General features: G+C 45.4%; 35 protein-coding genes and 2 tRNA genes. 5 read left to right on the forward strand and 32 right to left on the reverse strand.

What is annotated here, in order from left to right; all coding sequences use genetic code 11:
• Positions 1–8: 8 nt before the first annotated feature.
• Positions 9–338 carry a helix-turn-helix domain-containing protein gene (locus tag ACN6KS_RS22740; RefSeq protein WP_440960568.1) on the reverse strand — a complete coding sequence of 110 codons (330 nt, stop codon included), beginning with the start codon at positions 336–338 and terminating at the stop codon, positions 9–11.
• 130 nt (positions 339–468) lie between these two features.
• Here ACN6KS_RS22740 and ACN6KS_RS22745 point away from each other — a divergent pair, with 130 nt between their 5' ends.
• Positions 469–1,347 (forward strand): HNH endonuclease, encoded by an 879-nt coding sequence (locus ACN6KS_RS22745; RefSeq protein WP_440960569.1) that lies wholly within the window; start codon positions 469–471, stop codon positions 1,345–1,347.
• Positions 1,348–1,394: 47 nt separating this feature from the next.
• On the forward strand, positions 1,395–1,694 hold the full coding sequence (locus ACN6KS_RS22750) for a hypothetical protein (protein ID WP_440960570.1): 300 nt from the start codon (positions 1,395–1,397) through the stop codon (positions 1,692–1,694).
• A gap of 31 nt (positions 1,695–1,725) precedes the next feature.
• On the opposite strand, the gene ACN6KS_RS22755 is transcribed toward ACN6KS_RS22750, so the two are convergent.
• The 22 genes from ACN6KS_RS22755 to ACN6KS_RS22860 form a co-directional block, all read right to left on the reverse strand.
• Positions 1,726–2,157, reverse strand: coding sequence for a DUF5348 domain-containing protein (locus ACN6KS_RS22755; RefSeq protein WP_440960571.1), 432 nt, complete (start codon positions 2,155–2,157; stop codon positions 1,726–1,728).
• 4 nt (positions 2,158–2,161) lie between these two features.
• Positions 2,162–2,344 (reverse strand): IDEAL domain-containing protein, encoded by a 183-nt coding sequence (locus tag ACN6KS_RS22760; RefSeq protein WP_440960572.1) that lies wholly within the window; start codon positions 2,342–2,344, stop codon positions 2,162–2,164.
• A 32-nt stretch (positions 2,345–2,376) separates the two neighbouring features.
• A complete protein-coding gene (locus ACN6KS_RS22765) occupies positions 2,377–3,207 on the reverse strand; it encodes a hypothetical protein (protein WP_440960573.1) in 831 nt (276 codons plus the stop codon).
• Positions 3,208–3,229: 22 nt separating this feature from the next.
• A complete protein-coding gene (locus tag ACN6KS_RS22770; RefSeq protein ID WP_440960574.1) occupies positions 3,230–3,643 on the reverse strand; it encodes a RusA family crossover junction endodeoxyribonuclease in 414 nt (137 codons plus the stop codon).
• A complete protein-coding gene (locus ACN6KS_RS22775; RefSeq protein WP_440960575.1) occupies positions 3,594–3,791 on the reverse strand; it encodes a hypothetical protein in 198 nt (65 codons plus the stop codon). Before ACN6KS_RS22775 ends, ACN6KS_RS22770 begins: the two co-directional genes overlap by 50 nt.
• On the reverse strand, positions 3,763–3,975 hold the full coding sequence (locus ACN6KS_RS22780) for a hypothetical protein (RefSeq protein WP_440960576.1): 213 nt from the start codon (positions 3,973–3,975) through the stop codon (positions 3,763–3,765). The genes ACN6KS_RS22775 and ACN6KS_RS22780 overlap by 29 nt, the downstream gene beginning before the upstream one ends.
• Entirely contained in the window at positions 3,975–4,154 is a 180-nt protein-coding gene (locus ACN6KS_RS22785) for a DUF6906 family protein (protein WP_440941447.1), read from the reverse strand. Before ACN6KS_RS22785 ends, ACN6KS_RS22780 begins: the two co-directional genes overlap by 1 nt.
• The gene (locus ACN6KS_RS22790) at positions 4,084–4,380 is read right to left on the reverse strand and encodes a hypothetical protein (RefSeq protein ID WP_440960577.1); all 297 of its coding nucleotides are present in this window, start codon (positions 4,378–4,380) and stop codon (positions 4,084–4,086) included. Before ACN6KS_RS22790 ends, ACN6KS_RS22785 begins: the two co-directional genes overlap by 71 nt.
• Before the next feature lie 10 nt (positions 4,381–4,390).
• Positions 4,391–5,800 (reverse strand): replicative DNA helicase, encoded by a 1,410-nt coding sequence (gene dnaB / locus ACN6KS_RS22795; protein WP_440962435.1) that lies wholly within the window; start codon positions 5,798–5,800, stop codon positions 4,391–4,393.
• On the reverse strand, positions 5,793–6,137 hold the full coding sequence (locus ACN6KS_RS22800; protein ID WP_076138555.1) for a hypothetical protein: 345 nt from the start codon (positions 6,135–6,137) through the stop codon (positions 5,793–5,795). The genes dnaB and ACN6KS_RS22800 overlap by 8 nt, the downstream gene beginning before the upstream one ends.
• On the reverse strand, positions 6,124–7,104 hold the full coding sequence (locus ACN6KS_RS22805) for a hypothetical protein (RefSeq protein ID WP_440960578.1): 981 nt from the start codon (positions 7,102–7,104) through the stop codon (positions 6,124–6,126). The genes ACN6KS_RS22800 and ACN6KS_RS22805 overlap by 14 nt, the downstream gene beginning before the upstream one ends.
• A gap of 203 nt (positions 7,105–7,307) precedes the next feature.
• A complete protein-coding gene (locus tag ACN6KS_RS22810) occupies positions 7,308–8,015 on the reverse strand; it encodes an MBL fold metallo-hydrolase (protein WP_440960579.1) in 708 nt (235 codons plus the stop codon).
• Entirely contained in the window at positions 8,015–9,064 is a 1,050-nt protein-coding gene (locus tag ACN6KS_RS22815) for a recombinase RecT (RefSeq protein WP_440960580.1), read from the reverse strand. Before ACN6KS_RS22815 ends, ACN6KS_RS22810 begins: the two co-directional genes overlap by 1 nt.
• Positions 9,065–11,053, reverse strand: coding sequence for a hypothetical protein (locus tag ACN6KS_RS22820; RefSeq protein WP_440960581.1), 1,989 nt, complete (start codon positions 11,051–11,053; stop codon positions 9,065–9,067).
• The gene (locus tag ACN6KS_RS22825; protein WP_440960582.1) at positions 11,050–11,310 is read right to left on the reverse strand and encodes a hypothetical protein; all 261 of its coding nucleotides are present in this window, start codon (positions 11,308–11,310) and stop codon (positions 11,050–11,052) included. The genes ACN6KS_RS22820 and ACN6KS_RS22825 overlap by 4 nt, the downstream gene beginning before the upstream one ends.
• A 98-nt stretch (positions 11,311–11,408) precedes the next feature.
• Positions 11,409–11,645 carry a hypothetical protein gene (locus ACN6KS_RS22830; RefSeq protein WP_076221306.1) on the reverse strand — a complete coding sequence of 79 codons (237 nt, stop codon included), beginning with the start codon at positions 11,643–11,645 and terminating at the stop codon, positions 11,409–11,411.
• Between the two features lie 202 nt (positions 11,646–11,847).
• Entirely contained in the window at positions 11,848–12,099 is a 252-nt protein-coding gene (locus ACN6KS_RS22835) for an AbrB/MazE/SpoVT family DNA-binding domain-containing protein (RefSeq protein WP_440960583.1), read from the reverse strand.
• Positions 12,100–12,151: 52 nt separating this feature from the next.
• Positions 12,152–12,421: a hypothetical protein gene (locus ACN6KS_RS22840; protein ID WP_440960584.1), complete on the reverse strand. Its 270-nt coding sequence runs from the start codon at positions 12,419–12,421 to the stop codon at positions 12,152–12,154.
• A 9-nt stretch (positions 12,422–12,430) separates the two neighbouring features.
• Entirely contained in the window at positions 12,431–12,946 is a 516-nt protein-coding gene (locus ACN6KS_RS22845) for an XRE family transcriptional regulator (protein ID WP_440960585.1), read from the reverse strand.
• 129 nt (positions 12,947–13,075) lie between these two features.
• Entirely contained in the window at positions 13,076–13,378 is a 303-nt protein-coding gene (locus tag ACN6KS_RS22850; protein WP_440960586.1) for a hypothetical protein, read from the reverse strand.
• 12 nt (positions 13,379–13,390) lie between these two features.
• On the reverse strand, positions 13,391–13,531 hold the full coding sequence (locus ACN6KS_RS22855) for a hypothetical protein (protein WP_179088918.1): 141 nt from the start codon (positions 13,529–13,531) through the stop codon (positions 13,391–13,393).
• Positions 13,532–13,759: a helix-turn-helix transcriptional regulator gene (locus ACN6KS_RS22860; RefSeq protein WP_440960587.1), complete on the reverse strand. Its 228-nt coding sequence runs from the start codon at positions 13,757–13,759 to the stop codon at positions 13,532–13,534.
• A 159-nt stretch (positions 13,760–13,918) separates the two neighbouring features.
• On the opposite strand from ACN6KS_RS22860, the gene ACN6KS_RS22865 reads away from it, so the two are divergent.
• The 3 genes from ACN6KS_RS22865 (at position 13,919) to ACN6KS_RS22875 (ending at position 16,716) form a co-directional block, all read left to right on the forward strand.
• Positions 13,919–14,278, forward strand: a complete 360-nt coding sequence (locus ACN6KS_RS22865; RefSeq protein WP_060622074.1) for a helix-turn-helix domain-containing protein — start codon at positions 13,919–13,921, stop codon at positions 14,276–14,278.
• 339 nt (positions 14,279–14,617) lie between these two features.
• Positions 14,618–15,499, forward strand: coding sequence for an ImmA/IrrE family metallo-endopeptidase (locus ACN6KS_RS22870; protein WP_440960588.1), 882 nt, complete (start codon positions 14,618–14,620; stop codon positions 15,497–15,499).
• 65 nt (positions 15,500–15,564) lie between these two features.
• Positions 15,565–16,716: a tyrosine-type recombinase/integrase gene (locus ACN6KS_RS22875; protein WP_440960589.1), complete on the forward strand. Its 1,152-nt coding sequence runs from the start codon at positions 15,565–15,567 to the stop codon at positions 16,714–16,716.
• A gap of 110 nt (positions 16,717–16,826) precedes the next feature.
• Here the strand turns inward: ACN6KS_RS22875 and ACN6KS_RS22880 are convergent.
• The 9 genes from ACN6KS_RS22880 to ACN6KS_RS22920 all read right to left on the reverse strand — a co-directional run bounded on the left by ACN6KS_RS22880 (position 16,827) and on the right by ACN6KS_RS22920 (position 26,610).
• Positions 16,827–16,900, reverse strand: a tRNA-Ile gene (locus ACN6KS_RS22880).
• 44 nt (positions 16,901–16,944) lie between these two features.
• Positions 16,945–17,021, reverse strand: a tRNA-Met gene (locus ACN6KS_RS22885).
• Positions 17,022–17,103: 82 nt separating this feature from the next.
• On the reverse strand, positions 17,104–17,268 hold the full coding sequence (locus ACN6KS_RS22890) for a hypothetical protein (RefSeq protein WP_019909365.1): 165 nt from the start codon (positions 17,266–17,268) through the stop codon (positions 17,104–17,106).
• A 111-nt stretch (positions 17,269–17,379) separates the two neighbouring features.
• Complete coding sequence (locus ACN6KS_RS22895; protein ID WP_440960590.1) at positions 17,380–18,867, reverse strand: ABC transporter substrate-binding protein; 1,488 nt, start codon at positions 18,865–18,867, stop codon at positions 17,380–17,382.
• Between the two features lie 442 nt (positions 18,868–19,309).
• Positions 19,310–19,948: an orotate phosphoribosyltransferase gene (pyrE, locus tag ACN6KS_RS22900; RefSeq protein WP_094873046.1), complete on the reverse strand. Its 639-nt coding sequence runs from the start codon at positions 19,946–19,948 to the stop codon at positions 19,310–19,312.
• Complete coding sequence (pyrF, locus tag ACN6KS_RS22905; RefSeq protein WP_094873047.1) at positions 19,945–20,691, reverse strand: orotidine-5'-phosphate decarboxylase; 747 nt, start codon at positions 20,689–20,691, stop codon at positions 19,945–19,947. The genes pyrE and pyrF overlap by 4 nt, the downstream gene beginning before the upstream one ends.
• 110 nt (positions 20,692–20,801) lie before the next feature.
• Positions 20,802–24,029 (reverse strand): carbamoyl-phosphate synthase large subunit, encoded by a 3,228-nt coding sequence (gene carB / locus ACN6KS_RS22910; protein WP_094873049.1) that lies wholly within the window; start codon positions 24,027–24,029, stop codon positions 20,802–20,804.
• Between the two features lies 1 nt (position 24,030).
• Entirely contained in the window at positions 24,031–25,209 is a 1,179-nt protein-coding gene (carA, locus tag ACN6KS_RS22915) for a glutamine-hydrolyzing carbamoyl-phosphate synthase small subunit (protein ID WP_094873050.1), read from the reverse strand.
• A gap of 117 nt (positions 25,210–25,326) precedes the next feature.
• Positions 25,327–26,610, reverse strand: a complete 1,284-nt coding sequence (locus tag ACN6KS_RS22920; RefSeq protein WP_440960591.1) for a dihydroorotase — start codon at positions 26,608–26,610, stop codon at positions 25,327–25,329.
• Between the last annotated feature and the right edge of the window lie 44 nt (positions 26,611–26,654).

Here is a 26,654-nt window from a genome sequence, read left to right on the forward strand (position 1 = left end):
TGTATGTCTTAGTATTTTTCAAGCTGCTTAAGCTTCTTCCGTAACTCCACATTCTCCAGCAGTAACCTCCAATTTTGCTCACGCAAGGCTTCTAGTGACTGTAATGGGTCGCTTTCCTTCTGCCCAACCACTCGTAACGTCCGAACTTCATAATCAGTCTTCACTAAGTAACCTTTGTCTACTAATTGCTTTACTAATGAATGCGCCGTAGAGCGTGACTTTATCTTCAGAAGATCCGCTACCTCAGTAACTGAAGGTGCATAGCCCTTATGATCGATGAAGGACTTTATAAGTTCTAGCGTCTCGCTTTGGCGATTCGTTAAAGGCTTATTTGCCATAACTAACACCCTCTCTTCCTTAAATAATCTTCGTTTTTCCAAAATCTCCTTATTACTCACTTTCTGTCGGAAGGAATCGAACGATGGAATGTCCAATACTATATGAACTACTTATAAGCAGGTGAACTGAATGACCGAACCCGTAAACTTAGAAATTGCTAGACGCTCTTCCATGTGGGAGGCGCTTCTTAGCGTATCAAATCCCAATAGTGTTGATCCCCAAGTCCTCCGTCAGTTGAATTTCTTCGCTGGTCAAGCCGGCATCTACCGTGATGCGAAAGAAACTAAAAAGTACACCTCCAATGAAGCTGGGATAGCTGTCTCTTTGCTTCATACAGGTAGTCATTACGATGACGACTTGTCTGAGACTGAAATTATCTATCACTATCCTCAAACATCTCGTATAGGCGTAACCGACTTTAATGAGATACTGTCTGCTAAAAATGCAGCAGAGTTAGGTGTTCCAATCTTCGTAATCTCTTACATAGGAACAAAACGAAAAGTACAACTTGGTAAAATCGTTTCCTGGGATGATCTAACCAAAACATTTTTGGTCTTATTTAATCCACAAGATTTATTTGAAACTAACGTTGATAGAAACATCGATGAGGAACCTTTCATTGCTATAGATTCAGAGCCTGAATCAAAGGTTACCAATGTTAAGAGCCGCCCCGGACAACCTAGATTCAAGTTCCACGTGTTTAAGCGCTATGGTCCATACTGTGCCGTGTGTGATAACAATGTACCGGAGCTTCTGCAGGCGGCACACATTATTCCTAAAAAAAACAATGGTTCAGATGATCCTAGAAACGGATTAGTACTTTGTGGAAATCACCACTTGGCTTATGACTCGGGACTATTTGAATTTAACCCAGAGACAACGGCTATAGAGATGAGCTCGAAATACACTGCTACAGCTCTAAGCATCACCCGCAACAGTCTGAATCATTTGGAAAATCCCCCACACACCGATGCGCTTAAATGGCGTGCTACAGACTGGGAGAAATAACAGAAACTATCTAATTATTTTCGCAATGGATTTGAGGTGATGAATAGATGTTCAAAAGAACATGGCATTTTTTAAAAATCCTTTATGCATTGATATATATTGCTTCAATACTGATAATTGGATTGGTTCTGGCATATCTCATTTTTGCTACAATGGGTAATAGAGCATGGCTTGAAGACACATTTACAATTAACTTTATTGCACTAGCACTTGGATTCATATCGCTACCAGGATTAATTGTTCAGTTAATGTCCCTGATTAATATCAACAAAAAGAAAACTTTCACTTTGGAGAAAAAATGCCCTCATTGTAACCATCTCATTGAATTAAAACTTACTGAAGACTGAACGGATGGGATTTACTCCATCCGTTCTTTAATTACTCCCATAGGGGCAGTTTCTTTACCCTTACCCGTAGCCCTTCCATCGATAGTTTCGGATTACTAACAATGAAATAATCTCCATTATGCTCCACATGAGAGTACACCCAGCGACTCTCTCCTGTGGAATCTTCGGACAAGTATTCAATATAAGCACCAGATGTGTAGTAGGCATGTTTTCCAGTTGTGTACCTACCATCTTTCCCTTTGTAAAGGGTACCTTCTTCAATCACAGGTGCCGTCACTTGGCGTATATAACGCCTAACCTCGTCCAATTTACTGCTAATCTGATAAAACATCCCCCGAAGATACATCTCTTGAGGATCTCCCTCGTTGTAACCCCCCTCATTTTCAGCTTCATTGATCATATTCGTAACCCACTTAATTTGCGGTTCCAGCTTCTCTAGCTCCACCTGTACTAGGTTTTTCATTTCTTCACTCCCCCTTTCTTAATGCATTTAACTCCGTCGAATACCGGTAAAAAGCCTCTTCGTCTCGCTCATTTAGCGCTTGGTCGATCAGTGTCCGTAACTGCGCAATCCGATGTTTCCGCACTGCCGTTTCCCAAACCACTTCGATATATTTATCAATTGCCAGTGCGTAAACCGTAAAGATCAAGGTGGCACCTCCTTAGGTAAGAGAAAAGCAGCTTACGCTGCTCCTCCTCCATCCTTCATTTTCTTTGCCGCCAGCTTGCGATATGCTGTCCATCTGGTTGACAGCTGCCCACTGGTCATACCGTTTTCATTTGCAATTTCACGCCAGGTTTTATCTTCATTAATGCGTTTCTCCAAAAGAACAGGGAACGGGATTGGCTGTCCATCATATTCGACTTCTGGAAAGATAGGACGTTCAGCAAGGATAAAAGCGTCCAGTTCTTCCTTACTTGTCTCATCTGTAGAAGCTTCACCAAGATCAGAACCTCCACCATTCTCGACATTTTCTTGTTCTCCTGATTCATCAGGATCACCCTCGTTATCTTGGCCGTCAGTTCCAGCTCCATCATTCAGCCAATCCGGTTCAATATCAGCACCGTTTGTCTGCAGATCAGAGCCGTCTTCATGCTGGCCATCATCTGTTTGCGTACCAACAGTATCTTCGCCGACTTCCGACTCAATAATCTCAATATCATCAGTCTTCTGCTCGCCGCTCGATGCACCATCTTGCTGCTCGAAGAGATTACCTTGATCGGGATCTTCTCCACCGATCTTATCTGTGCTCATAACGACACCAGAAGCATCAGTGGTGACACGGCGGCCAGTGACTTCACGGTATATATCTCCGTCCTCTTCATCGAAATCGAAAGCAGCCTGAGGATCGCCCAGGAAGACATTGATCTTTTCCCCTTGATTGCTACTGAGGAATAAGAAGTTCTCCTGCATGACTTTCAGCGGAAGCAACAGTTTAATTTCAACCTCCGTGTCGCCAACCTTGATCCCCTTTGCTACCGTCGCACTAAATTTCGCATAATCCTTTATCATATCGATCTTCCCCTCAAGTTTTTTATTGGAGTTGCTTGATCTTCACTTCAATGCGCGGTCTAGCGCTGTACCGCTTACGAACAAAAGCGTCCACTACCTGGCTATCATCCTTCCAGATGATGCCCTTCAGCGCATCCTTAACACCCTTCAGATAGTTGTCCGCATCAGGCTTTGTCACTGGGAGAATATCACCACGCTCTGCAGCCGCTGCTTTTTTCTGACTAAAGCTCTTAGGTGTAGAGCGGAAGGCAGTAACCGCAATTCCGAGAGGTCCTTCCAGCAGTGCTGCTGGCGCATGCTTACTCGCAGCCAAACGGACGTAATCCTTATAATCCCGAGATTTGGCGGGATCATAAGCTCTCGGAAATCCACCGGCAGTACTAAATTTAGGCCGGCCCTGGGCGACCGGTTCTCCGTAAACCGTAAACTGAATCATTACGTTTTCCCCCTCGATGTTTAGCTGGCATCATCGCTGTATCAAGCACGTACACCTTACCTGCCATCGCTCCAGCCTCATCCATAACAACGAAATAATTTTGCTGCTGGAAGAACGGATCAATTGGCTTGCGCTTCTTTGCAACCATTAAGATCTACTCCTCTCATTCGTATACCGATTGCTAATTCAAACTCAGCAATACCCTCGTCCACTTCCGCTGGCTCCATATCCGAAAACTCAGCTAGTAAATCCGTACGTCCCTGGGCAACTCCGGTATCTAGGTAATGACGGCGCATCTGGTTATAAACGTACCAGTAATTACGCTTACTCATCAGGCACCCTTGCGGATCGTCCGCTTCTTCGTCTTTCCTTCGACGCTGATCTTAGGGATCAATACCAATTCCGCAGGCGTCTCCCGCTCAACCAACCAATTATCCGGATTAAGCCGACTGGCCCGGATCGTTTCCTTCTGCCGTCGTGTCGGCCGTTTTCCCTGCTTCATTTTCTCCATCCCCCTTATTCAGCTGCTTCCACTCTTCAGGCCATACATACTGGCCGTCAATCATCTGTACAACGATAGAATCACCGCTATCTGTCACCCGTACTTCGCGAAATATTCCAGTCTTACCATGGAGCTGCGTATAGCGATAAACTTCCTCCGGAGTGTTCAGTGTCACCGAAGGTGTATGCCAACCGCCCGGTTCCGGGAAGCAAAACCCATAAAATTGCTCTTCCATATTGGCTCCTTTACTGCGCCCATTGGCGCTTTTTAATATCTTTCCGTGGTGCTGGCTCACTCTGCGCTCTTTCGTAATTTACAAATTTGTTGTAATTCTTCATGAATACCAGTTCCACAGTGCCTACGGGACCGTTCCGTTGTTTGGCAATTATGATTTCAATGATGTTCTTTTTCTCAGTTTCTTTGTCGTAATAATCGTCGCGGTAAAGGAACGCTACAATGTCTGCATCCTGTTCAATTGCTCCCGATTCGCGAAGGTCACTCATCATTGGACGCTTATCCTGTCGCTGCTCAACACCTCGGCTGAGTTGGGATAACGCGATAACTGGCACTTCAAGTTCCCGGGCTATTTGCTTCAAGGTTCGGCTAATCTGTGATACCTCTTCCTGCCGGTTCGCACCACTGCGCCCTCTACCCTGGATAAGCTGCAGATAATCAATCACGATCATTCCCAGCTTGCCTTCTTTCTTCAACCGCCGGCACTTGGCACGAATCTCATTCACCGTAATACCAGGGGTATCGTCAATGTGAATATCCGCCTCCGACAATAATCCAACGGCCATCGCCATACGTTCCCAATCATCACCTTCAAACTTCCCTGTTCGCATACGACTAGCATCGATCTGAGCTTCAGCACAGATCATTCTTTGTACAAGCTGCGCGGCACTCATCTCCAAACTGAAGATAGCGACGGTCTCCTTCGCTCGTACTCCGACATTTTGAGCAATGTTCAGTGCAAAAGCCGTTTTACCGACCGATGGCCGTGCCGCTACGATAATTAAATCGTTTTTCTGGAATCCGGCAGTCATCTTATCGAGATCAGTAAACCCAGACTCAATCCCTGTGATTCCCCGGTTTATATCACGGACGTTATACCGCTGCTCTGCCTCTTCCCAGACCTGCATTAATGCATCTTTGATCCCAATAAACTCGCGTACTGGAACCGTCTGATCTGAGAGTTTGGATACAGCAGTCTCAGCCATTGCAACGAACCCTTTAACATCCTGCTCCTCCCCAGCATTGCGAAGCAGATCTAGGGCCGTATCAATCGCTTGACGACGAAGGAACATCTCCTGTACTCGCTCAACATAGTAGGCTGCGTTCGCTGTTGTCGGCACTGCATGAGCCAACTTCGACAGATAACTAACCCCACCAACCTTGTCGATTTCCTCGCTGTCCTGCAATTGTGAAGTCAGGCTGATCAAATCAATAGGCTGTTCCGCATTGCTGAGACGACGCATCGCTCTGTATATCCGTGCATGTCCTTCGTCGCTAAATTCCCCGCCTTGCAATATATCTGCTGAAGCTTCATAAGCCGACTGATCTATCAAGGCCGCACCTAGTACCGCTTGCTCAGCTTGAAGGTCAACTGGCATTTCAATTCCCGTCGCCTCTAAAAAACCATCACGATCAAGCATTCGTTTCACCTCGAAGCTTCCGCATTACTGTTTCCCAGTAACCTTCAGGTGGTGGTTTATGACTAGACACCCATTCATCGAGATTGGCAAAATGTTCTGCAGCAGCTTCCTTGCTGCGCTGGCTATCTTGCAAATCTCCCAACCGGCCACGAATATTTGCAATCTTTGGCTCTACCGTTTCAGTCAGAATATAGCGATCAATATTCTCCTGGGCTGTTTCCACCGGAAAATCCTTGAGATATTTATAATCTGCTTTTACCTTTTCGACGGAAGCATCAAAAAACGGGAAATGCTTCTTAATCTCTCGGTAAAGCTGAGCAACTTCAACCACTTCCACGCTTTTTCTCCTCCTCGATGAACTGTTCGAGCTCGTCGATTTCCTGTTGCCGTTGGCTTTTCCGACGCTCTCTTGAGGCTCCCAGGGCGACTGTTCCCTGCTTTGAAGCCGCAGGGGGAGTTAGGTACCGCTCAAGAAATGAGGACAATTCATCCCAGCAGCCATAAATCACGGTTTTGCAATACGAGAATGTCCGGATCTTGTCCGAAGGTCTCCTCCGTTTGGCTTTCTTTCGGGCTATTGCCAGGTCGATAAAAAAGTATACGAGATCCAGCGGCATGGCCTCGTTCGCAATCTCACGAACATGTTCCCAATCGGTAATAACGGGACTGAGTAGCCCGTTATGTTGCATGTAATACTGCTCGATTTGAAGGACACGCTGTTCGACTGTCGGTTTATCAAGATCTATTTGGCCTGTGGAGACGGCACCCACAGCGGCGGTCAGCACCCCGGATCTTGAACTCAACTCTTTTTGATCATCTTCTTCCAAGCCATTAATCCATCTATCAATCAAAATCTTTATAATATCTTTATTAGATCGGAAGTTTTCTTCCGGGTGATCGGAAGTTTTCTTCCTATCTCCATCCTCCAGATCGGAAGTTTTTTTCCTATCTCCATCGTCAGAGTGGAAATTTACTTCCTGTCTGTTTTGATACTTTTTTGAGTTCCGAACACTGAAAATGAGTCCATATGGAGCGCGGGTCACTCGTATGTAACCATGCTCCTCTAATCTTTTAATCCAATCGCGGATTGTTCTTCCGGTCACTCCGAAAGTTTCCTCCAACTCACTGCTGCGGATCGGCTTGTTCCCGAGGACAATACCCCAGACAGTTCCCTCTCTTTCCTTCTCCGATGTCGTGGAGCTGATACACCACAGGAAAAGCCATATCGCGCTGCCTATTTGTTTGTAATGTTGTGGCTGCAAAAGCCCTGAGTATGTCGGAAACGGGTAACTGCCTTCGGGCATTCAATCATCCCCTATAAATCATTCATATCAATCTCTATCATCTTGGAGGTAAACGATCGGATACTTCACTCGCTTGACTGTCCAACCAGGGTAACCTCGGGCGAAGTATTCTCGTGTTTCGCGTTTAAACTCCTCTTGATCTACTTTCATCAACTTCCAGATTCGCTCCCCCATCATGCTCTGCATCATAGGTTTATCGTTGATCATCGATCAGCCACTCTTACCAACGCTCCGGTAGTCTCCTGAATCTCCCTCTTAAAGCACTCAGCGTCACTATTACCGTCAGATAGATGCAGTAACCAAATCTCCTCAACATTACGGGTATCATTGGCTTTCAAAAATTCTTTCACATGTTCCAATCCGAAGTGAGAACGAAGCAGCCGTTTCTTTTGGGCAGGATGCAAGTGACCGGCAACCACCCGCTTGTTAACGATATCTAAGGAATAATTGCACTCCACCATGATGTGAGTAAGGTCTTTGAATCGATGCCGGCAATAGTAGGTATCAGTCAGGAAGACTAGTTTATCTCCCACTGTATTGGCAAGCAGGAAGCCTAGCGGCTCCTCCACATCATGCTGAATATCAAACGGTAGAATTGTCCAAGTACCAATCGTGAACTGTTCCAACGCCTTTATGATCTTCAGGCGATGTCCTGTTAGCCCTCTAGCAGTTGCCGTGCCTGCGCTGGTGTAAATGTTAATGCCTGTGCGCATAATGTCAGGAGCAGCCTTGCTATGATCTAGGTGCTCGTGAGTGACGAGGCAACCTGCAATGTCCGACATTCTAAAATTAAGTGCACGTTGTATGGACTTATAAGGAAAACCGGCTTCCAGCAGAAGCACGGTATACCCGTCAGATATGCGATAGGCGTTACCGGCGCTGCTGGAGCCGAGGCATTGGATCTCGATCATTAGAATTCCATCTCTTGTTCCACAGGAGGTACATCACCAGAGAAATTATCAGGGTCACTTTCACCTGTGGATTTATCATTTGCTGGCGGGTTTTTAGTAGCATCCGCCGGTGGACCATTCGGAGTAATATCAATAATCGGTCCGTTCGCATTCGCCCGAATTTCTTCGTCGACTTCCGCTTCTGCAAAATCACTTTCCATCTGCTTCAGACGTAGATAATCATCATCGATCTTTTGGGAGTCGATAGTTATGTCGCCATAGGCTGCACGGTAAATCGTCTTCCAGGCCATTTTGTCATACCAGCCCTCAACTGTTTCCGTACCAACTTTTTTGTTATTTTCCCATTTGTCCTTTTCCCCTCCCCAGAATTCCGGAGAAGCATGATCTGGCTTTCTCTTTTCGATATCCTTTTTTGTCATGACGACAAGCTTGTTCTTTTCTGGAGCCTTTGAATAACTGTGATAATAAAAGCCTCCGATAATGTCCCCGCGGTCAAAGGCATTGACGATCTCGAACTCATAGCCTTCATACTGATTCTTTGAATCTTTCTTGACCGGTCTGAACTTATCGGTTGAGTAGACCAGTTCAACGGTCACATGATCCGGAACGTCTAGACCATATTTAGTAGCTTTCAGTTCAATGCCTCGGTACCCTTCGATGAAGGTGATATCGTATTTTCCGGTATGTTTGTTCTTATAAGGAATTGGGTTGATGTGGTTAGGCTGCGAAGGGTCAAATCCAACCCTTGCCATAGCCACCACATCACGAGCAAGCTTCTCCATGTTTACGTGTTGCCAAGTTACCGGTACAGCATCACGGAACTTCTCAGACTTCTTCAACCGCTTTTCTTCAGTTGTCTTAAGAATGGCATCCAGAGCGATGAAGTAATTCTGAGCCAGACGTTTCTGAAACTTGGTAAGAGCTACCTCACCCACGCCGGAACCAAACTCGGAAATTACCTTGGTCATGAAGCGTTCCGATTGAGTAGGTTCCTTTTTAGGAATCTCTGCCGGAGCTGTTTGTTGCTTTGTTTGATCTGTAGTACTCAATTAAATCGCCTCCTGTATGGCTGCCGTTTCTATGCGAAGCTTCTTATCTGCTTCACTTACTATCAGTCGAATCACCTGAGCGTCCGTTCCGATCAGTTTCGTTACTGCCTCAGCATTGTCTACGAAGATCGGAGCTAAGAAACCGTAATGAGCACCCAACGTGTTAATGATGTCCAAGCCAACATTGATCCGGGCTGCATTGTTCAGCCCACCCTCATAAGGAACTCCTTTATAAAGCGTGTCGCAGACTTCCTTGATCCCGCCGTTGATTTGATCCTCAAAGAGTCGAAACCGTGCGAGCTTGAATTTGCTGTTGATCTTGGCATCCAGCATGCTGACCTTGGTCTTAGTGAATTCCTCGCAGAGGAACAGTTCATGCTGCAGGCGCTCGTACTCCGCTGCAAGTTCCCGCTCTTGTTTCTCTAGCTCCATCACCCGCATCTGCGCCCGGCGGACACCATCGAATTTAGCGAGATTGCGTTCCATTTCTTCGATCTCAACACGTTGCCGGCGAATTTCGGAACGGGCTGTCGCAGCAGCATCTTCACCTGAAGTTCTCAATACTTCAATCTGCTGTTTAACTTGAGTAGCTTCAGCCTGCTTGCTCGCATATTCCGGATTTGAGGCAGGATCTTTGACACCTGCTCGAAGAACAGTTAGTTGATCATCAGCGGATGCAACCTCAACCTGCAGAGTTTTCAGGGTACTAGCCAAACCTTCGATCTCATCCCGTAGCCGAACGATTTCCTGCTCGAATTTCTGAGCTTCGGCCACCGCCGCTTTACCGGAATTATTGATACGCTCCTTACGCTCCGCTAATCGACGATTAAATTCAGCCTCTGCTTTGTCGTGAGCTGCCTTAATTTGATCTTCTGGAAGTGACTGACCGCAGGCTGGACAATTGGCATCATGACCTTCAGGATGTTCGAAGGTAAGACTCTTAAGCTCAGCAAATTCTGTTCTCAAGCGATCTGCTTCTTGCCGACGATCAGCAACTAAGCGCTCATTCTGCTTGATACGTTGCTCCTTGTCCTCTACTGTACGGCGGTACTTATCCAGCTTGTTATGCATCCGGTTCACTTCATCACGTTTGAGAGCCAACTTATCTAGCACATTGGATTGCATCCGACTCGTGATATCGATCAGCTCGCCTTCAATTTCACGAAGCCGTTTTTCCTTAACCGCTACCTCACCACCTGAAAGAATCCGGGAAAGCTCGGCCTCCCCTGATTCCACCCGATTACGGAGGATAGCGATGTCTTCCTTAAGAAGTTCCTCATCCAACTCCGACACATCCGGCATTTGACGCTGTACTTCACTAATTCGCACCGGAAGCTCCTTGATCTCCTTGTTAATCACAGTGCATCGGGAAGAGATAACCTTTTTATGTGACTCAAGGTCGCGATCTCCCAGGATACCTGGTAATAAAGCAAGTTCCTTGTTACCGTGAATGACCTCGGCGTCCGTAAGATCACCGCATACTTCTAGCAACGTCTTCCTGCGCTCTTCCTTCTTTAGCTGTTCATTGAAGTAAGAAGGTGAAGTCAATAGTTTGAATAAATCCTCTTTGATGATGGAATCAACTTCGGTGGTGTACTCTCCTTTTTTCACAGGAACACCATCAATGAAGTAATTCGTTTCATGTCCTTCGAACGCATCCGTCGCGGAACCACGTTTCTTAGTCCACTTCTCGGAGAAGACACGACGGAAAGTGCGTCGACGTCCATCGATCAGGAAAACTCCCTCGACCTCATGCTCCAACTTGTGCTGAAGAACCTTCCCTGCTCCATCCAAACCCTTAATCTCGAAGTCAGCCTTGTTCTGGCTGTCCTTACCGAACAAGAGCCAGACAAAGCCGTCGAACATAGTGGTCTTCCCAGTAGCATTGTCACCATAGACATCAGCGTCCCCGCGATTAGCGGCGAGGACAAGTTCTTTAATACCTTTGAAATTACGGAGCGTCAGGCGCTCCAAAACGATACGTTTCAAGCGATTCCCTCCTCGATGGCTTCATTGCATTCAGCATGTAAGATCATTTGTTGATCAGGTGTTTCTGGATAGCGGATACCATCCAAATAAGTCCGGATTTTGTATTCCAGCTCAGCCAATTGCTCATTGCTAAAATGATGCTGAATGGATTCCCCGCCTTGCTGGATATTTAGAACCGGAGGATTAAAGTAGGTCTCCGCATCGATGATGAAGTCAACGGTTTCCTCATGTAAGAGAAATGTGTGCGTTCCACGCATGGATGAACTCCCCCTCTTGTGTAGTCCGCCCCCAGCATGATATAGTGGGGGCAAGAAAATTTGATTTTCAAAGAACTGAGATAGCCCATGCCAGTGGGCTATTTTTCGTTGTCGTGTTCAGCAATTTGCTTGTAATCCACGATTACAGGAGCGTTCTCGACACTGGCTATCATGTGGCCATCTTCGTCCAGAACGACATACTCAGAATGAACATGGTCCTCATACTCAGAACCAACCTGCTTAATCTCAATTACTTCATGGCTATCAATCTCGGTTCCAACTTCAAATACTCGTGTAGGATTACTAACCACTGTTAACTTTTGAATGATTTGCATAAGCTGCCTCCTTTCTATGTATTTGCAAGGTGGGCGAGGGAGTAACTACACCAATAAAGACGGCCTTTTCAGCTCCCTTGACCTATGTGATCCGCCACCACCCTGGATGCTTCAGCCGCATCTCCAAACGCCAACCCGGAGGAAAGGTTATTTCTAAGGGTCGACGCTTGGAGACAGGGGCCGAAGCCCTTGCCTTTCCTGTTTAAACCCCTGCTGCTGCTGCCATTTTTTGAATAACTGAACGGCTGTACAGTTTCCCTTCAAACGGAACCAAATCTTCCTGGCTACCAGTGATCGCACAGCCGGGCGCATACTTGCGAAAGATGATCTTGTCGTCGTCAACAAAAATCTCTACAGGGTCTTTGATCTCCAAATTCATAGTTCGACGCAATTCAATAGGGATAACGATCCGTCCAAGCTCGTCCAATTTACGTACAATTCCAGTTGATTTCATATTATTAGCCTCCATAGGATTATTTTTTAGAGTTTATAAATGCATTTGAATCTCAAAGGGTAACCTTGTGCTTTTCACGCTTCGGGTTTAGAATGGACATCAAGAGATTCTCTAACCGAGATTTCAAACCAAGTGACTGCCCTGCCAGGCGGTCATTTTTCATTTCTACTTCAGCGATGCGGATCATATTATTCAGATAGTCTTCAGCATCCTCAATCCTTCCTGGTAGAATCACATCCGGATTCTTCCGGATCATCTGCAGGTTATGAGCTGCATGCTTACCCGCTTCTCTTGCCTCAGCAACCAATTGTTCCCTTTCCAAAGCACTCCCTCATTTCAGATATTTTTTTGATTTCAATTCCGCTCGATGCTCTTTCCATGTCCCTAACCAACTGAATGAATATTCTTTGCAGATAGCCGCCGCCAAGTGTGTCAACGCCGTGATAGCCTCCACCGTCTCCATAAGCAGTCTTTTTATCTGCTGCCGTTCAGTTTCATTAATTTGTTCATTTGTCTTACTGATCGGAGCATGCCCAGAGGCTTCAAGCACTTCTTGCATTTCTTCAATTGTTTTAAATAAAACGTTCGCTCTATGTAGGTCTACGTTGTCCAACCATGGGGCGAATGCCCCACCAGTTATATCTGCAGCTGCTGCTAGAGAAAGCTGTCCATCATCGTAATGTTCAATTGCTGCCCTCATGACTGGTTTGGATGCCTTTCGACTTCCCTTGACGATTTTTCCAATCTGTGAGCCATCAACATGAGTAACTCGTCCAGCTTTTGCTAATGTGTCTCCTTTGCGTTGCATGACATTTTTCAACGCTTCAGGAAAATGTCCAATTGCCAATCTGGTCTCACCTCCTTTGTCCAAATTAGTATGGTGCTATCGGACAGAGGCCTGATGTATGATGTTGTTAAGCAATTCCCCTTGCCGAATCCCCCACCCGCCGTTGCCGGTACAGCTCGGCGGGTTTCCTCATTCATAACGCTCTGTTTTTAACCAGTGGTAGAGATCCGATTTGAGAACAGTTACTGCATCACCCTTCTTCCTGTTCCGATTCAAATGTGGAAAGGTAGGATGATTGGTAAGCTCTTGAACTTTTGGAGCACTCATTCTCAGAAGCTTCATAATATGAGCTGGTCGGAGCACTTCCGGATATTCTCCATTCAACCGTAGTTCCGCAAGCTGCATTTCCAATTTTTCATTCCGCTCGGCAAGATCAGCCGCCAGGCGGAGGGCCTCCGCGAAGGTCGCTGGTGTTTTTACAGCCTTAGCCATGACGGTACCTCCTTACTTGACTTTGACTAGCACATAGCGAGAGTAGCCTTGGCCATGCTCTCGGTAATCGAGAAGCCAACCTTCATTTATCAGCCGGTTAACTTCTTCGGACTTCCTTGTTTCCTTCACTTCACGGATATCTTGAATTTCCAATCAAATCACCTCCCCCTCAAATTGTTCTTTAAAGGAACACTCCTCATTAAAAAAATTTTCCCAAGGGAAATTTAATGATTTACCAATAGCTTTTGCAGCTGGAACTGCTGGAGTTTTAATTCCAGCTTCGATATTTGTATAGTAGCTTCGAGAAATCCCAGCTTCATCAGCCACTTGTTCCTGTGTTTTTCCTAATAATTCTCGAAGTTCCTTCAACCAGAGTCGCAAGATTAACACCCCCCATTGTTCCTAAAAGTAACTTTATGAGTTGATTATATGTTACTTTAAGAAACATGTCAACTTAATTTGATTCTTATAGGAACATTTATTTATTGTTCCTGTAAGGAACGTTATAATAGTTTTATTCTTATGGATGGTGTGGTGTTTATGGAAATAGTCGCTAAACGATTAAAGGGTGAGAGAGAAAACCTTAAGAAGTCGGATTCTAAATGGACACAAGAATATGTGGCCGATCTTGTCGGTGTAGCGAGACCTACATATACTGCCTATGAAAACGCAACTAAACTCCCGCCAATAGATACGCTGAGTAGACTTGCTGACGTATTCGATGTCGATACTGATTATTTAAGTGGTCGATCAGACATACGTAAAAGACCTGATACAAATATGTCTTTTTTCGGTGGTCCAGAGAATTATACTGAAGACGAGATCGAAGAAATGGAAGCCGCTCTCTTGCGTTACCGAGAAATGAAAAAACGAGCGGCCGAACAAACTCAAAAGAAATAATAAAGTCCTCCATCCGATGGAGAATTATAAGGTTGGTAATACATGTGGTACTCATAATTATTCTGATATTAGCGGTACTTTATAGTAGAAGTTTGAAAAATATAATTTCTTTCCTCTTCCTTGGATTTGTAGCTTTGTTTTTGTGGGAATTTGCTTGGTGGGGAAAGGTCATTGACGTCCTTTTTATTTCTAGCATGTTACTAGTTTTAATATTAGGTTTCATAAGAGGATTTAAGGTTAACGAGAATAAACCCAATAAGCACTGAATTATCTAAGCCAGCAATGGCTTTTCTTTTCAAAATAAAATAGAACATATGTACGTAAAATGGGGGCTATCATATGAATTATTCCAACTATTTCAAAACTCCTCTGGAACAATGGATTGAAGAACAATACCGGTCAAACGGTATTTTCACTCCAACCGATCTTGATATAGACAAGCTTGCCCTGAGCTTCGGGGTAGATATTGTTTATTATGAAAAAACCACATTTAGTGAAAATGAGGAAAGAGTCATTTTCATAGATAAACGCAATGATCGTACAGAACAGCGTAAGGTCTTTTTTCATGAGCTTTGTCATGTAATTCGTCACTCTGGTGATCAACGCTGGATGCCAGAATTGTTTCGTGAAGCTCAAGAGATTGATGCTGGCCGTTTTGCGTTATACGCCACGATCCCATTCTTTATGCTTGAGCAGATAACACTTCCCATTCACAGGAGCGAAGCCATTAGCTTACTTGCTTTAGAATTCCACGCCTATCCAGAATTAGTAGAATTGCGTCTCAAACAAGTGGAAGATCGAATAAACGATTCGGAGTTCATGTCAACCTTTACATACACCAACCAGATTCCGTCCAGTCTTGAAACTATAATCCACGAATCCCCTGTTTCAGGCCTCGACTACCTTCAGCAGCCCCGTATTCATTCATTGTATGGTCTAGAAGACTTCTCTCGCCCCCAAGCCTTAGTCATTGAACAGCGTCAGGGTTTCAACTGGAACAAGCCACTGGACCTTAATGTGGAGAGAAATTATAAACTACATAGTTCGTCATTCCACCATTCTCGACATGATGCTACCGTTCTGCCTGGAGACCTCTCCCTACTTCCGAATCGTAAAGGATATGTGACCATCAACTTATCTCGAGTGGCCTGGCGTCATGGCCAGAGCGTAACACGGTTGATCCTCCCTATGGATGCTATTGATGATGCGATTAACTTCTGAAGTAAGGATTTGAAGGGAGTGATGTAATACAGGATGGAATAATAAATCTCATGTAGGAGGACATCATGAAAGGGAAAGTTTTTAAAAGAGGAAAGACCTGGACTTATGTTGTTGATCTCCCGCCAGATCCAGCAACAGGCCAAAGAAACCAAAAAAAGAAGGGAGGATTCCCTTCACAAAAAGAAGCAGATCGTGCATTGGTTGCACTTCTCGCCAGCGTGCACAAAGGCGACTACGTTCCAGAAAACAATCTGACTATCACAGCCTTTTTCGAGATATGGCTAAAAGAATACGCCCTGCAGAAGTATAAAGCCACGGTTTTCGATGTTGAAGAATCAATTATTAATAGCCGAATTATTCCAGTTATCGGAAGGCAAAAGCTGCAGCAAATCAAACCTCTGACCATTAACAGGTTTTATAATGGACTACTTGAAAAGTATTCCCCTGATTATGTCCGACATATCCATGCTATCCTGCGTAAAGCATTCAGACAGGCTGTAAAGTGGGAGATGATTGCTTCGAACCCCATGGAAAAGGTAGAGGCTCCTAAGCTGCGGCGAAAGGAGATGAAGACCTGGAGTATGGAACAGTGCCTCCACTTTCTTGATACCGCTAAAGGTCATGTTCATTATATTGTTTTTTCCCTGGCCATCCATACTGGCATGCGTAAAGGAGAAGTTCTTGGACTCCGATGGGGAGACATCGATTGGGAAGGCAAGAGCTTGAAGATTCAGCAAACTGTAAACTGGACACCATCTAAAGGAATTATCTTTCAAGATACCAAAACATCAAGCTCAGCACGAAGAATACCGATAGGTGATATGCTGATTAGTGATCTAAAGGAGCGACTGCAAATTATAAAAAATGAAAAGGAAGAAATCGGAGTTGAGAATTACAAAGACCATGACCTGGTTTGCTGCTATGGTAACGGAGAGCCGATCAAACCACGGAGGGTCACGGAGACCTTTGCTTTTTTGACAGAAAAATCGGAACTACCAAAAATCAGGTTTCACGATCTCAGACATTCACACGCATCAATGCTACTGAATAACGGTATCAATGCGAAAATCGGAGCAGAACGTCTCGGACATAGCAGTGTTCAGATCTATCTTGATCGTTATTCCCATCTACTCCCCGATATGCAAAGAGATGCTGCAGACCTGATAGATACGAAGATGAAAATGAGCAAGAAACCAGAGGATCAAACAGCGCCGTGACCAAAATGTGACCATTTCCAATTTCTTCGCTTTTCCAACTCTTCCACTTCTACTTACAAGGGAACCTATAGACAGCAAAAAACCCTTACAAAGTAAGGGTTTTTGATAAGTGGGCCCTGAGGGACTCGAACCCCCGACCAATCGGTTATGAGCCGACCGCTCTAACCAACTGAGCTAAGGGCCCGGATCTAAAAATATCCGAATGTACAATTGCTGTTGTAAATAAATTGGTTGCGGGGGCAGGATTTGAACCTGCGGCCTTCGGGTTATGAGCCCGACGAGCTACCGGGCTGCTCCACCCCGCGTCAGAAAAAATATTCAAACAGCGACAATAAATAATATACAGTACAAATTGGGTCTACGTCAAGGAAGAATTTATAAAAGTTCTCAAGGCAGAAATCTAACTCCGTATCTTCCCTTACGGGAACGATAAATTTCTACAAAACGTGGGTCATGATAACCGTAAATCCAGCCATCTTGTTCCAATCTTTTAGCCAAACAACCTGCTTGAAATCTGGTCCTGAACAGTTTCGCGAAGTATATCCAATTCATGATGCCCTCTTCTCCTTTTCGCAAATTTATGATACACCGCTCTGAACTTATCATGCCCAAGTTCCACAAAATAAGCCACCAGAAAACTGGTGGCTAAGGGCATATTCAGAGTCATTCACCGATTGAGTCGAAATAGACCGTAGGATCTTTTCCAAGTGTATCCAGCATGGTATTCCCCTGCTTCTCCCAAGCTTTGAGTGCATTCTCGACGGTTTTCTTCCCCTGATAAACTTCAATGAATAATTGACGTCCAACATCGCTAATCCGGCTAATCCCAGGCTTCTGCATCTGTAAACTGATCAATAAAGGATCCGTTGCAGGTAAAGGCTTAAGCGTATAAAAAGCTTCCAAATTTACAGAAGGGGTTTGAGTGGTAATATAATCCTTACGGGAAGTCAGTTCACTCTTGTTATGGGCTTTAATTTTCGCAACCTCATTACTGTTGACGAACTTAATCAAATCCCAAGCATCTTCCTTATTAGTTGCCATAGAATTAATAGCCATCATATTGCCAAGCCATGTTCCAATAGCAACATCCGGTTTTTCCTGAAAGGTAGGTACAGTAACCACGCCCCAATTGATGGGACTGTAATTTTTGATCTTAGCAGCATTACGGGCCACTCCCGCCAGTTCATTGAGATAACCATATTCTCCCACGACCATTGCTGCTTTTCCTTTGAGGAACAGATCGCCTTGGATTGGACTGTAGGCATTCCCTTCTGTTCCTGCAAAATCCAACCCATTGAACTCAGGTAAAATTTGTTTCTTAACCAACTGGCTGTAAGTAGTCCAAGCCTGATTCCACTGTGTAGTATTTACAGTCATGTGCTGACCCTTATTATCGTACATCGTAAGTTCCAACGGTGCGACATAGCTCTGCATATCCCAAAATGGATCACTTAAGTAACGGTTCATCGAGAACCCGTATATCCGAGTTTCTTTATTAGATGACTTCTTCGTAACCTTATCTGCCAGCGTAAACAGTTCATTCCAAGTCATCTTGTCCGTTGGATAGCCCACACCAGCAGCATCAAAGATTCCCTTGTTATAAAAAAGTGCACTAGACGAGAAGATCGGCGCCAACGCAAAAAGACTTCCTCTACCCAGCTCACGAACTCCATTCAGCATTGTAGGCGCCATATTGCTTAAATCATACTGATCACGCGCTATAAGCGGCTCCAGCGATTGGACAAGATTATGATCCACCAAACTCTTCACTAATGCGCTATCACCGACGATCACATCAACAGGCTTATCCCCGCCCATAATCGCTCGGATATTTTCCAAATTGTCAGAGCTTACGTCTGAGGAGCTGTTATTGTATCGAAGGTCATTCGTATCTATAGCCGGAATAATCTCCAATTTGATTTCTGGATGCTGCAACTCATACATATCCGTAAACTGCTGACGAAAAAACGTATCGTCCTCCCCAGACCATAGACTCCCAATACGCAATACACGCTGCTCCACTGAAGACTTAGAAGGCTCAGCCCAAGCCGTATTCCACCCATCAGAGATTAGTGGTAGTATCAGCGCAGCGCATACCCCAAAGCATAACCAGCGGCGCCACAGCCGTTTATTGTTGTTTATATGATTCATTATTATTTCCTCCCATAAAATACTTGATTCTTCTACATCGAATGGATAAATAATCCATAATTCTAGTAACAGTATAATGCTTTAATCAAGAAGGGAAGTTACAGGACGTTTAAAGTTATACTACGATTTCTTCATATTATTCTCATAAAAATGTTACTAGGAGCTTTTGCAGATACTTATCTCAACTTTACCACTCCTTACTACCTTTCCTATGAGCGAACATTCCTACCCTTTACGACTGGATAATTGCACAAAGTGCAACTATAGTGCCAATTCCTCTAAGAAAAGTTAGTTTAAATGTACGAAATACAACTATTCGTGTCTTGGATGGCAGTTGAGTATGTTGTTTCTCTCTTTTTAATCCCACTCTATGCAATTAAATAATAAAAGCCCCTCACTGAAAAGTGAGAGGCTCGCCCAAACAAGGCTCATTTATTTAAGCTTAAACACCAAATGATGACGGATCTTTTCTCCAAGACTTCAGTGCTTCTACGTCCGTCAATTCAATTTTGCCTTGCGCAAGAGCCACATCAATCAATGTGCTGTAGTTGGACAAGCTTTGTAATGGCATTTCAGCTGCAGCAAAAGCATCCACTGCACGGTCCAGCTCATAGCTGAAGATTGCGAGTACAGCCAGCACTTCTGCGCCAGCTTCTTGCACGGCCTGAGCCGCTTTGATGGAGCTTCCACCTGTGGAGATCAAATCTTCAATAACAACAACCTTTTGTCCCGGCTTAATCAGACCTTCGATCTGATTCTGCTTGCCGTGGCCTTTAGCTTTATCACGGATATAAGCCATAGGCAGATTGAGCTTATCTGCTACCCAAGCCGCGTGTGGAATACCCGCGGTTGCTGTACCTGCAATCACTTCAGCGTCCGGATACTCGCTCTTAATAAGCTGGGCGAAGGCATCTGCGATATAGTTACGAACTTCCGGGTAAGCCATAGTCAGACGGTTGTCGCAATAGATCGGCGATTTGATACCAGAGGTCCATGTAAAAGGCTCCTGGGGACGCAGTGCTACTGCTCCAATCTCCAGCAGATAACTTGCTACTTGTTCACTTCTATTTAATGAGCTCATGCTAGGGTCATCTCCTCAATAATGTTTAGTGCTGCTTGACGTGGATCTGGTGAAGCTGTAATCGGCCGTCCTACTACAAGGTAGTGACTACCCTGACGAATGGCTTTTCCAGGTGTCATAACCCGGGACTGATCGTCCAAGGAAGCACCTGCTGGCCGGATACCCGGTGTAACCGTGCAAAATGCCGGGCCGCAAGCTTCTGCGATAGCTGCAGACTCTTGTGGCGATGCTACTACACCATCTAGACCCGCATCGGCAGCCAGCTTGGCGTATCTTACCACAGTAGCTGCTACCTCTCCAGCGATCCCAATTTCGTTATTCATCACTTCTTGACTCGTACTGGTTAGCTGGGTAACTGCAATAATCAAAGGCATCTTCAGGGCTGCATTAGTACTAACTGCTGAAGCCGCTCCTTCGCGCGCTGCCGCCATCATAGCTGTTCCCCCTGCCGCATGTACGTTAAACATATCAGCGCCAAGATTCGTAAGACTTTGAGCGCCACCTTTTACCGTGTTAGGGATATCATGCATCTTCACGTCAACGAACACAGAGTAGCCACGAGATTTCAGCTCTTGAATAAAGTCTGGTCCTGCCGCATAGAACAGCTGCATACCTACCTTCATGTAGCAAGGAATTCCTTCCAGCTTATCGATTAAGGCTCTTGCTCCAGTCACATCAGGATAATCCAAAGCGATCATCAGACGATTCGCCATTGCTTTCCACTCTACTTCTTCAACTCCCATAACCATGCTCCTATCCAGTGCAAACTACATCCACACTGTTTATTTATTTGACCCTAGGCATAGCGGAACGGTCTGCGTAAACGCAAACCGCCCTATGCATCTTTATGAGATTAGTTCAATTGTCCTACAAAAGCAGGCATGGACTGTGACGAGAAGTTAATCGTCTGCAGCATTCTGAGAAGTGCCGCCACTGTATCCAGTGAAGTCATACATACGACGCCATTCTCAACCGCTTCGCGGCGGATACGGAATCCGTCACGTTCTGGCGTTTTACCTTTAGTCAGGGTATTAAAGACGAAGTTAGCTTGCCCACCACGAATCAAGTCGAGAATGTTTGGCGCACCTTCATCCAGCTTATTCACATTCATTACGTTAAGGCCTGCATCTTCAAGTGCTTGTGCCGTGCCTCCAGTAGCAATGATTTTGTAACCCATGGAATGGAAGCCCTTCATAAGTTCTACAGCTTCTGCTTTATCTTTATCTGCCACCGTAACAATGATAGCGCCTGTAGCTGGAATTTTCATTCCTGCTCCTACCAGACCTTTGTATAAAGCTTTTGCGTACAATTTATCACGGCCCATAACTTCACCGGTTGATTTCATTTCAGGTCCAAGCGTAGGTTCTACTCTGCGCAGTTTGGCAAAAGAGAACACTGGCACTTTAACCGATACATAATCGCTTTCCGGCCACAAACCTTCTGTATAACCGTCATCCTTCAGCTTGCTGCCGAGAATGATTTTGGTTGCCAAATGCGCCATTGGAATTCCAGTCACTTTACTCAGGAAAGGAACTGTACGCGAGGAGCGTGGATTTACTTCGATTACGTATACTTCGTTCTGATAGATAACAAACTGGATGTTGACCAGTCCAATCGTCTTCAGTTCCTTAGCGATCTTGATAGTGATTTCAGCTATTTTTGCTTTTAGACCTTCATCCAGATATTGCGGAGGATATACAGCGATAGAGTCACCGGAGTGAACACCTGCGCGCTCAACATGCTCCATGATGCCCGGAATAACTACCGTCTCACCGTCACAAATCGCATCTACCTCAACCTCTTTACCTAACATGTAACGGTCAATCAATACCGGATGCTCTGGATTCACTTTAACCGCTTCTACCATGTAGCTAAGCAGTTCAGTATCGTTATATACAATTTCCATTGCGCGTCCGCCTAGTACATAGGAAGGACGAACCAGTACCGGATATCCAAGGGATTGTGCAGTTTCTACGGCTTGATCCACATCGGTAACTGTCTTACCTTTTGGTTGCGCGATATCAAGACGACCCAGCAAAGCTTCGAATTTCTTACGGTTCTCAGCTTCATCAATGCTATCGAGGCTAGTTCCGAGAATCTTCACACCAGCAGCACTTAGGGGTGCCGCAAGGTTAATCGCGGTCTGACCACCGAATTGAACGATAACCCCAATCGGATTCTCTTGTGCGATTACGTTCATAACATCTTCAAAGAATAGAGGTTCAAAATACAACCGGTCCGAAGTATTGAAGTCTGTAGATACAGTCTCAGGGTTATTATTGATGATAACCGCTTCGTACCCAGCCTTTTGAATCGCCCATACCGCATGCACTGTGGAATAATCGAACTCAATCCCTTGACCGATCCGAATTGGACCAGATCCCAGCACGATAACTTTTTGCTTATCAGAATGAATGACCTCATTCTCAGTCTCATAAGTCGAGTAATAGTAAGGTGTAGAAGCTTCAAACTCAGCCGCACAGGTATCTACCATCTTGAACACAGGTGTTAATCCTTGCTCCAAACGTAGCGCGCGCACATCTGCTTCTTTAGTATACTTGCCGTCCGCTTGTCCTTCTGCACGAATCTCAGCAATCGCACGGTCTGTAAAGCCTTTGCGTTTCGCTTGGTATAGCGTTTCCGCTGACAAGGTTTCTTCTCCGCGAATCACATCTTCAAAGTTAATCAAACCTTCAATTTTGGAGAGGAACCACCAGTCCACGTTCGTAATATCCTGAATTTCTTGCAGCTCATAGCCACGACGGAAAGCTTCAGCAACCAGGAACAGACGCTCGTCATCAGGCTTCGCAAGACGTTCACGCAGCACATTCTCTTCCAATGCTTCTGCACCTGGCAGACGGAAACGATGAACACCAATCTCCAAGGAACGAATTGCTTTATGAATGGACTCTTCAAAAGTACGGCCGATTGCCATTACTTCACCAGTTGCCTTCATCTGCGTACCAAGCTTACGGTTCGCATGAATGAACTTGTCGAAAGGCCAACGTGGAATTTTACTTACGATATAGTCAAGTGTAGGTTCGAAGCATGCATAAGTCTGTCCGGTAACCGGATTGACGATTTCATCCAGCGTGTAACCCATCGCGATTTTGGCAGCCATTTTGGCAATTGGATATCCAGTTGCTTTGGAAGCCAAAGCCGAGGAACGGCTGACACGCGGGTTTACTTCGATTACATAGTACTGATAACTTTGTGGATCAAGTGCGAATTGTACGTTACATCCACCCTCAATATTCAGGGCGCGAATGATTTTGAGCGAAGCTGTACGCAGCATTTGGTATTCGCGATCTGACAGCGTTTGGCTAGGTGCCACAACAATACTGTCACCTGTATGTACGCCTACAGGATCAAAGTTTTCCATGTTGCAGACAACGATACAGTTGTCATTAGCATCCCGCATAACCTCGTATTCAACTTCCTTCATGCCGGCAATACTTTTCTCCACTAGACATTGTCCGATCGGGCTATAACGAATACCTGCTTTGACGGTTTCACGCAGTTCTTCTGCGTTATCGCAGATCCCGCCGCCTGTGCCGCCAAGTGTATAAGCTGGACGTACAATCAGAGGGAAACCAATCTCTTCAGCGAAATTCATTGCTTCATCTACAGTAGTGATGATGGTGCTATCCGGTACAGGTTGTTCCAATTCACGCATTAGGTCACGGAACAAATCGCGATCCTCTGCTTTCTCAATGGAATCAAGCTGTGTACCGAGAAGCTTAACATTCTCTTGCTCAAGTACACCTGCACGAGCCAATTCTACAGCCATATTTAGGCCGGTTTGACCACCTAGCGTTGGAAGCAATCCATCGGGACGCTCTTGGCGAATAATCGCAGTTACGAATTCAAGCGTAATAGGCTCGATGTACACTTTATCAGCAATATTTGTATCAGTCATAATTGTTGCTGGATTGCTGTTAATCAGTACGACTTCCACGCCTTCTTCTTTAAGGGCTTGGCAAGCCTGAGTTCCTGCGTAGTCAAACTCCGCTGCTTGACCGATGACGATCGGTCCGGAACCGATCACTAGTATTTTTTTAAGCTTATCGTTCTTTGGCATGTTATAGAGCTCCTTTCACGGCTTCAAGCTGTAAGTTAGTTTTTGGCGCCGTGATTCTGGCGTTTGCCGCAAGTTGTGCCTGACGTGAAATAACAGGTGTCTTTGCTTTATGATCTGCAATCAATTGAAGGAAGCGATCGAATAAGTAGCTGCTGTCATGTGGTCCTGGCGCTGCTTCTGGATGATATTGCACCGAAAATGCTGGGTAACGAGTATGTTTAATTCCTTCAACCGTCTTATCATTATTATTAATGTGAGTAACTTCTAGTTCAGTGTTCTTCACAGATTCCTCATTTACGGTATAACCATGGTTCTGAGAAGTGATGAAGCAGCGTCCACTTTCCAGTTCCTTCACAGGGTGATTGCCACCGCGGTGACCGAATTTCAGCTTCTCTGTGTCCGCTCCACAAGCCAGTGCAAACAACTGATGACCTAAGCAGATGCCGAAGATCGGATATTCGCCAAGCAATTCAGAAATGGTCTTAACAGCGTGAGGCACATCTTTCGGGTCCCCAGGGCCATTGGACAGCAGGATACCATCCGGGTTCAGACGGCGAACTTCTTCCGCTTTTACATCATGTGGCACTACAACAACATCACAACCACGTTCGTTAAGCTCACGCAGGATACCAGCCTTCGCACCGTAATCCACAAGTACAATTCTTTCTTTGTTGCCTGGGCTGCTGTACGAACTTGCAGTTGATGTACGAGCTACCTGATTGCGCAATTCCTCAATCGTAGTATTTCCCATCATTTCCATCAGTTCCTCTACACGTTTGTTAGAGGTGGTTAGGATGGCTTTCATTGTTCCGTAGTGGCGAATAATCCGAGTCAACATCCGAGTATCAATCTCGCTGATCCCTGGAATATCGTATTCCTTTAGCAGATCGTCCACACTATATTCAGCACGCCAGTTACTAGGTACTTCTTCATGACGACGCACTACAAAGCCGTGTACGAAAGGTCGAACAGATTCAAAATCATCCCGAGTAATCCCGTAGTTCCCGATCAATGGGTAAGTCATTGTAACGATTTGTCCGCAATATGAAGGGTCAGACAGCACCTCTTGATATCCTGTAATTCCTGTATTAAAAACAACCTCGCCTGTCTTTTCGCCCTCAGCGCCAAATGCGGTACCTGTAAATAAAGTTCCGTCTTGCAGCAGCAATCTCGCCTGCATTCCATTCCACTCCTTCTTGTTTCTGTAGTCTAATGCTTATGCCTTACAAGCCTTCCGGAGTGAACGTGTACACAATCACTGCTCCGTAAAGATCAGCAACTCCGCCCCACCAGTCCGCTAGTTTTTCTCAGTCCATACGGCTTTGCCGTCTACCCATGTCATTACTGGCCAGCCCTTAAGCTTCCAGCCACCAAAAGGAGTATTCCGTCCTTTACTTGCGAAAGATCCTGGGTCTACTTCTTTCTCCTGCTCCAAATCAATCAGTGTCAAATCTGCAGGAGCTCCGATATCCATCACACCGGTGTTCAGTCTGAATACCCGTGCAGGATCAGCTGTCATTCTTTGTACCAGTAAGGATAAATCCCATTTCCCCGTTGCTACAAACGCTGTGTATAGTAGTGGGAAGGCTGTTTCGAATCCAACGATACCAAAAGGTGCAAGCTGCATGCCTTTAGCCTTCTCTTCTTCACTATGCGGCGCATGGTCAGTAACAATCATATCTAGTGTGCCGTCTAGCAAACCTTCGATACATGCCTCAACATCGCGGCGGGAGCGAAGCGGCGGGTTCATTTTCCAATTGGCATCAAGGCCTGGAATATCTTCTTCAGACAGCAGCAAGTGATGCGGACACACCTCAGCAGTCACTTTAATGCCGATTTCTTTCGCTTGGCGTATCAGGCGTACCGATTGTTCAGTACTTACATGGCATACATGGTAATGAACGCCTGTTGCTTCAGCCAGCAAAATATCGCGTCCAACATGGATCGCTTCCGACTCATTTGGAATTCCTTTCAGGCCATGCTTTCTTGCGAACTCACCCTCGGCTACACAGCAGCCTTCAACCAGTGAATTATCCTCACAGTGAGCTATGACTGGCATATCCAATGCTGCGGCGATGTTCATAGCATCTTTCATCATTTGAGCACTTTGCACGCCCACGCCGTCGTCGGTATAACCAATCGCTCCAGCTTCTTTAAGCGCTGCAAAATCAGTCAGCTCACGTCCAAGCTCATTTTTCGTAATGGCTGCATAAGGAAGTACTTTTACGAGTCCTGCTTCACGCGCTTTGTCTTTCACAAATTGTACGGTTTCCGGGGTATCTGTTACTGGACGGGTATTAGGCATACAAGCGATGGTTGTAAATCCGCCTTTGGCAGCCGAACGACTTCCGGTTTCCACGGTTTCCTTGTGTTCAAATCCCGGTTCGCGTAAGTGCACATGCATATCAATGAGTCCTGGAATGAGCAGTTTGCCTTCAGCATCAATGATCTCTCCAGCTTCTGGAGCAGCTTCATTTCCATCGATGAAGGCCGAGATAACACCTTCTTCAAGTACAATATGTTTCCGCTCTAACAAGCCTTCCTTATTCAATACGCTGGCGTTTCTAATAATCACTGTCATGATTCTACCTTTACCCACAGTTCCCGGCTGTGAGCCCTCTCATT

Source organism: Paenibacillus nitricinens (assembly GCF_052056485.1).
In the GTDB taxonomy this organism is placed as follows: domain Bacteria; phylum Bacillota; class Bacilli; order Paenibacillales; family Paenibacillaceae; genus Paenibacillus_AQ; species Paenibacillus_AQ nitricinens.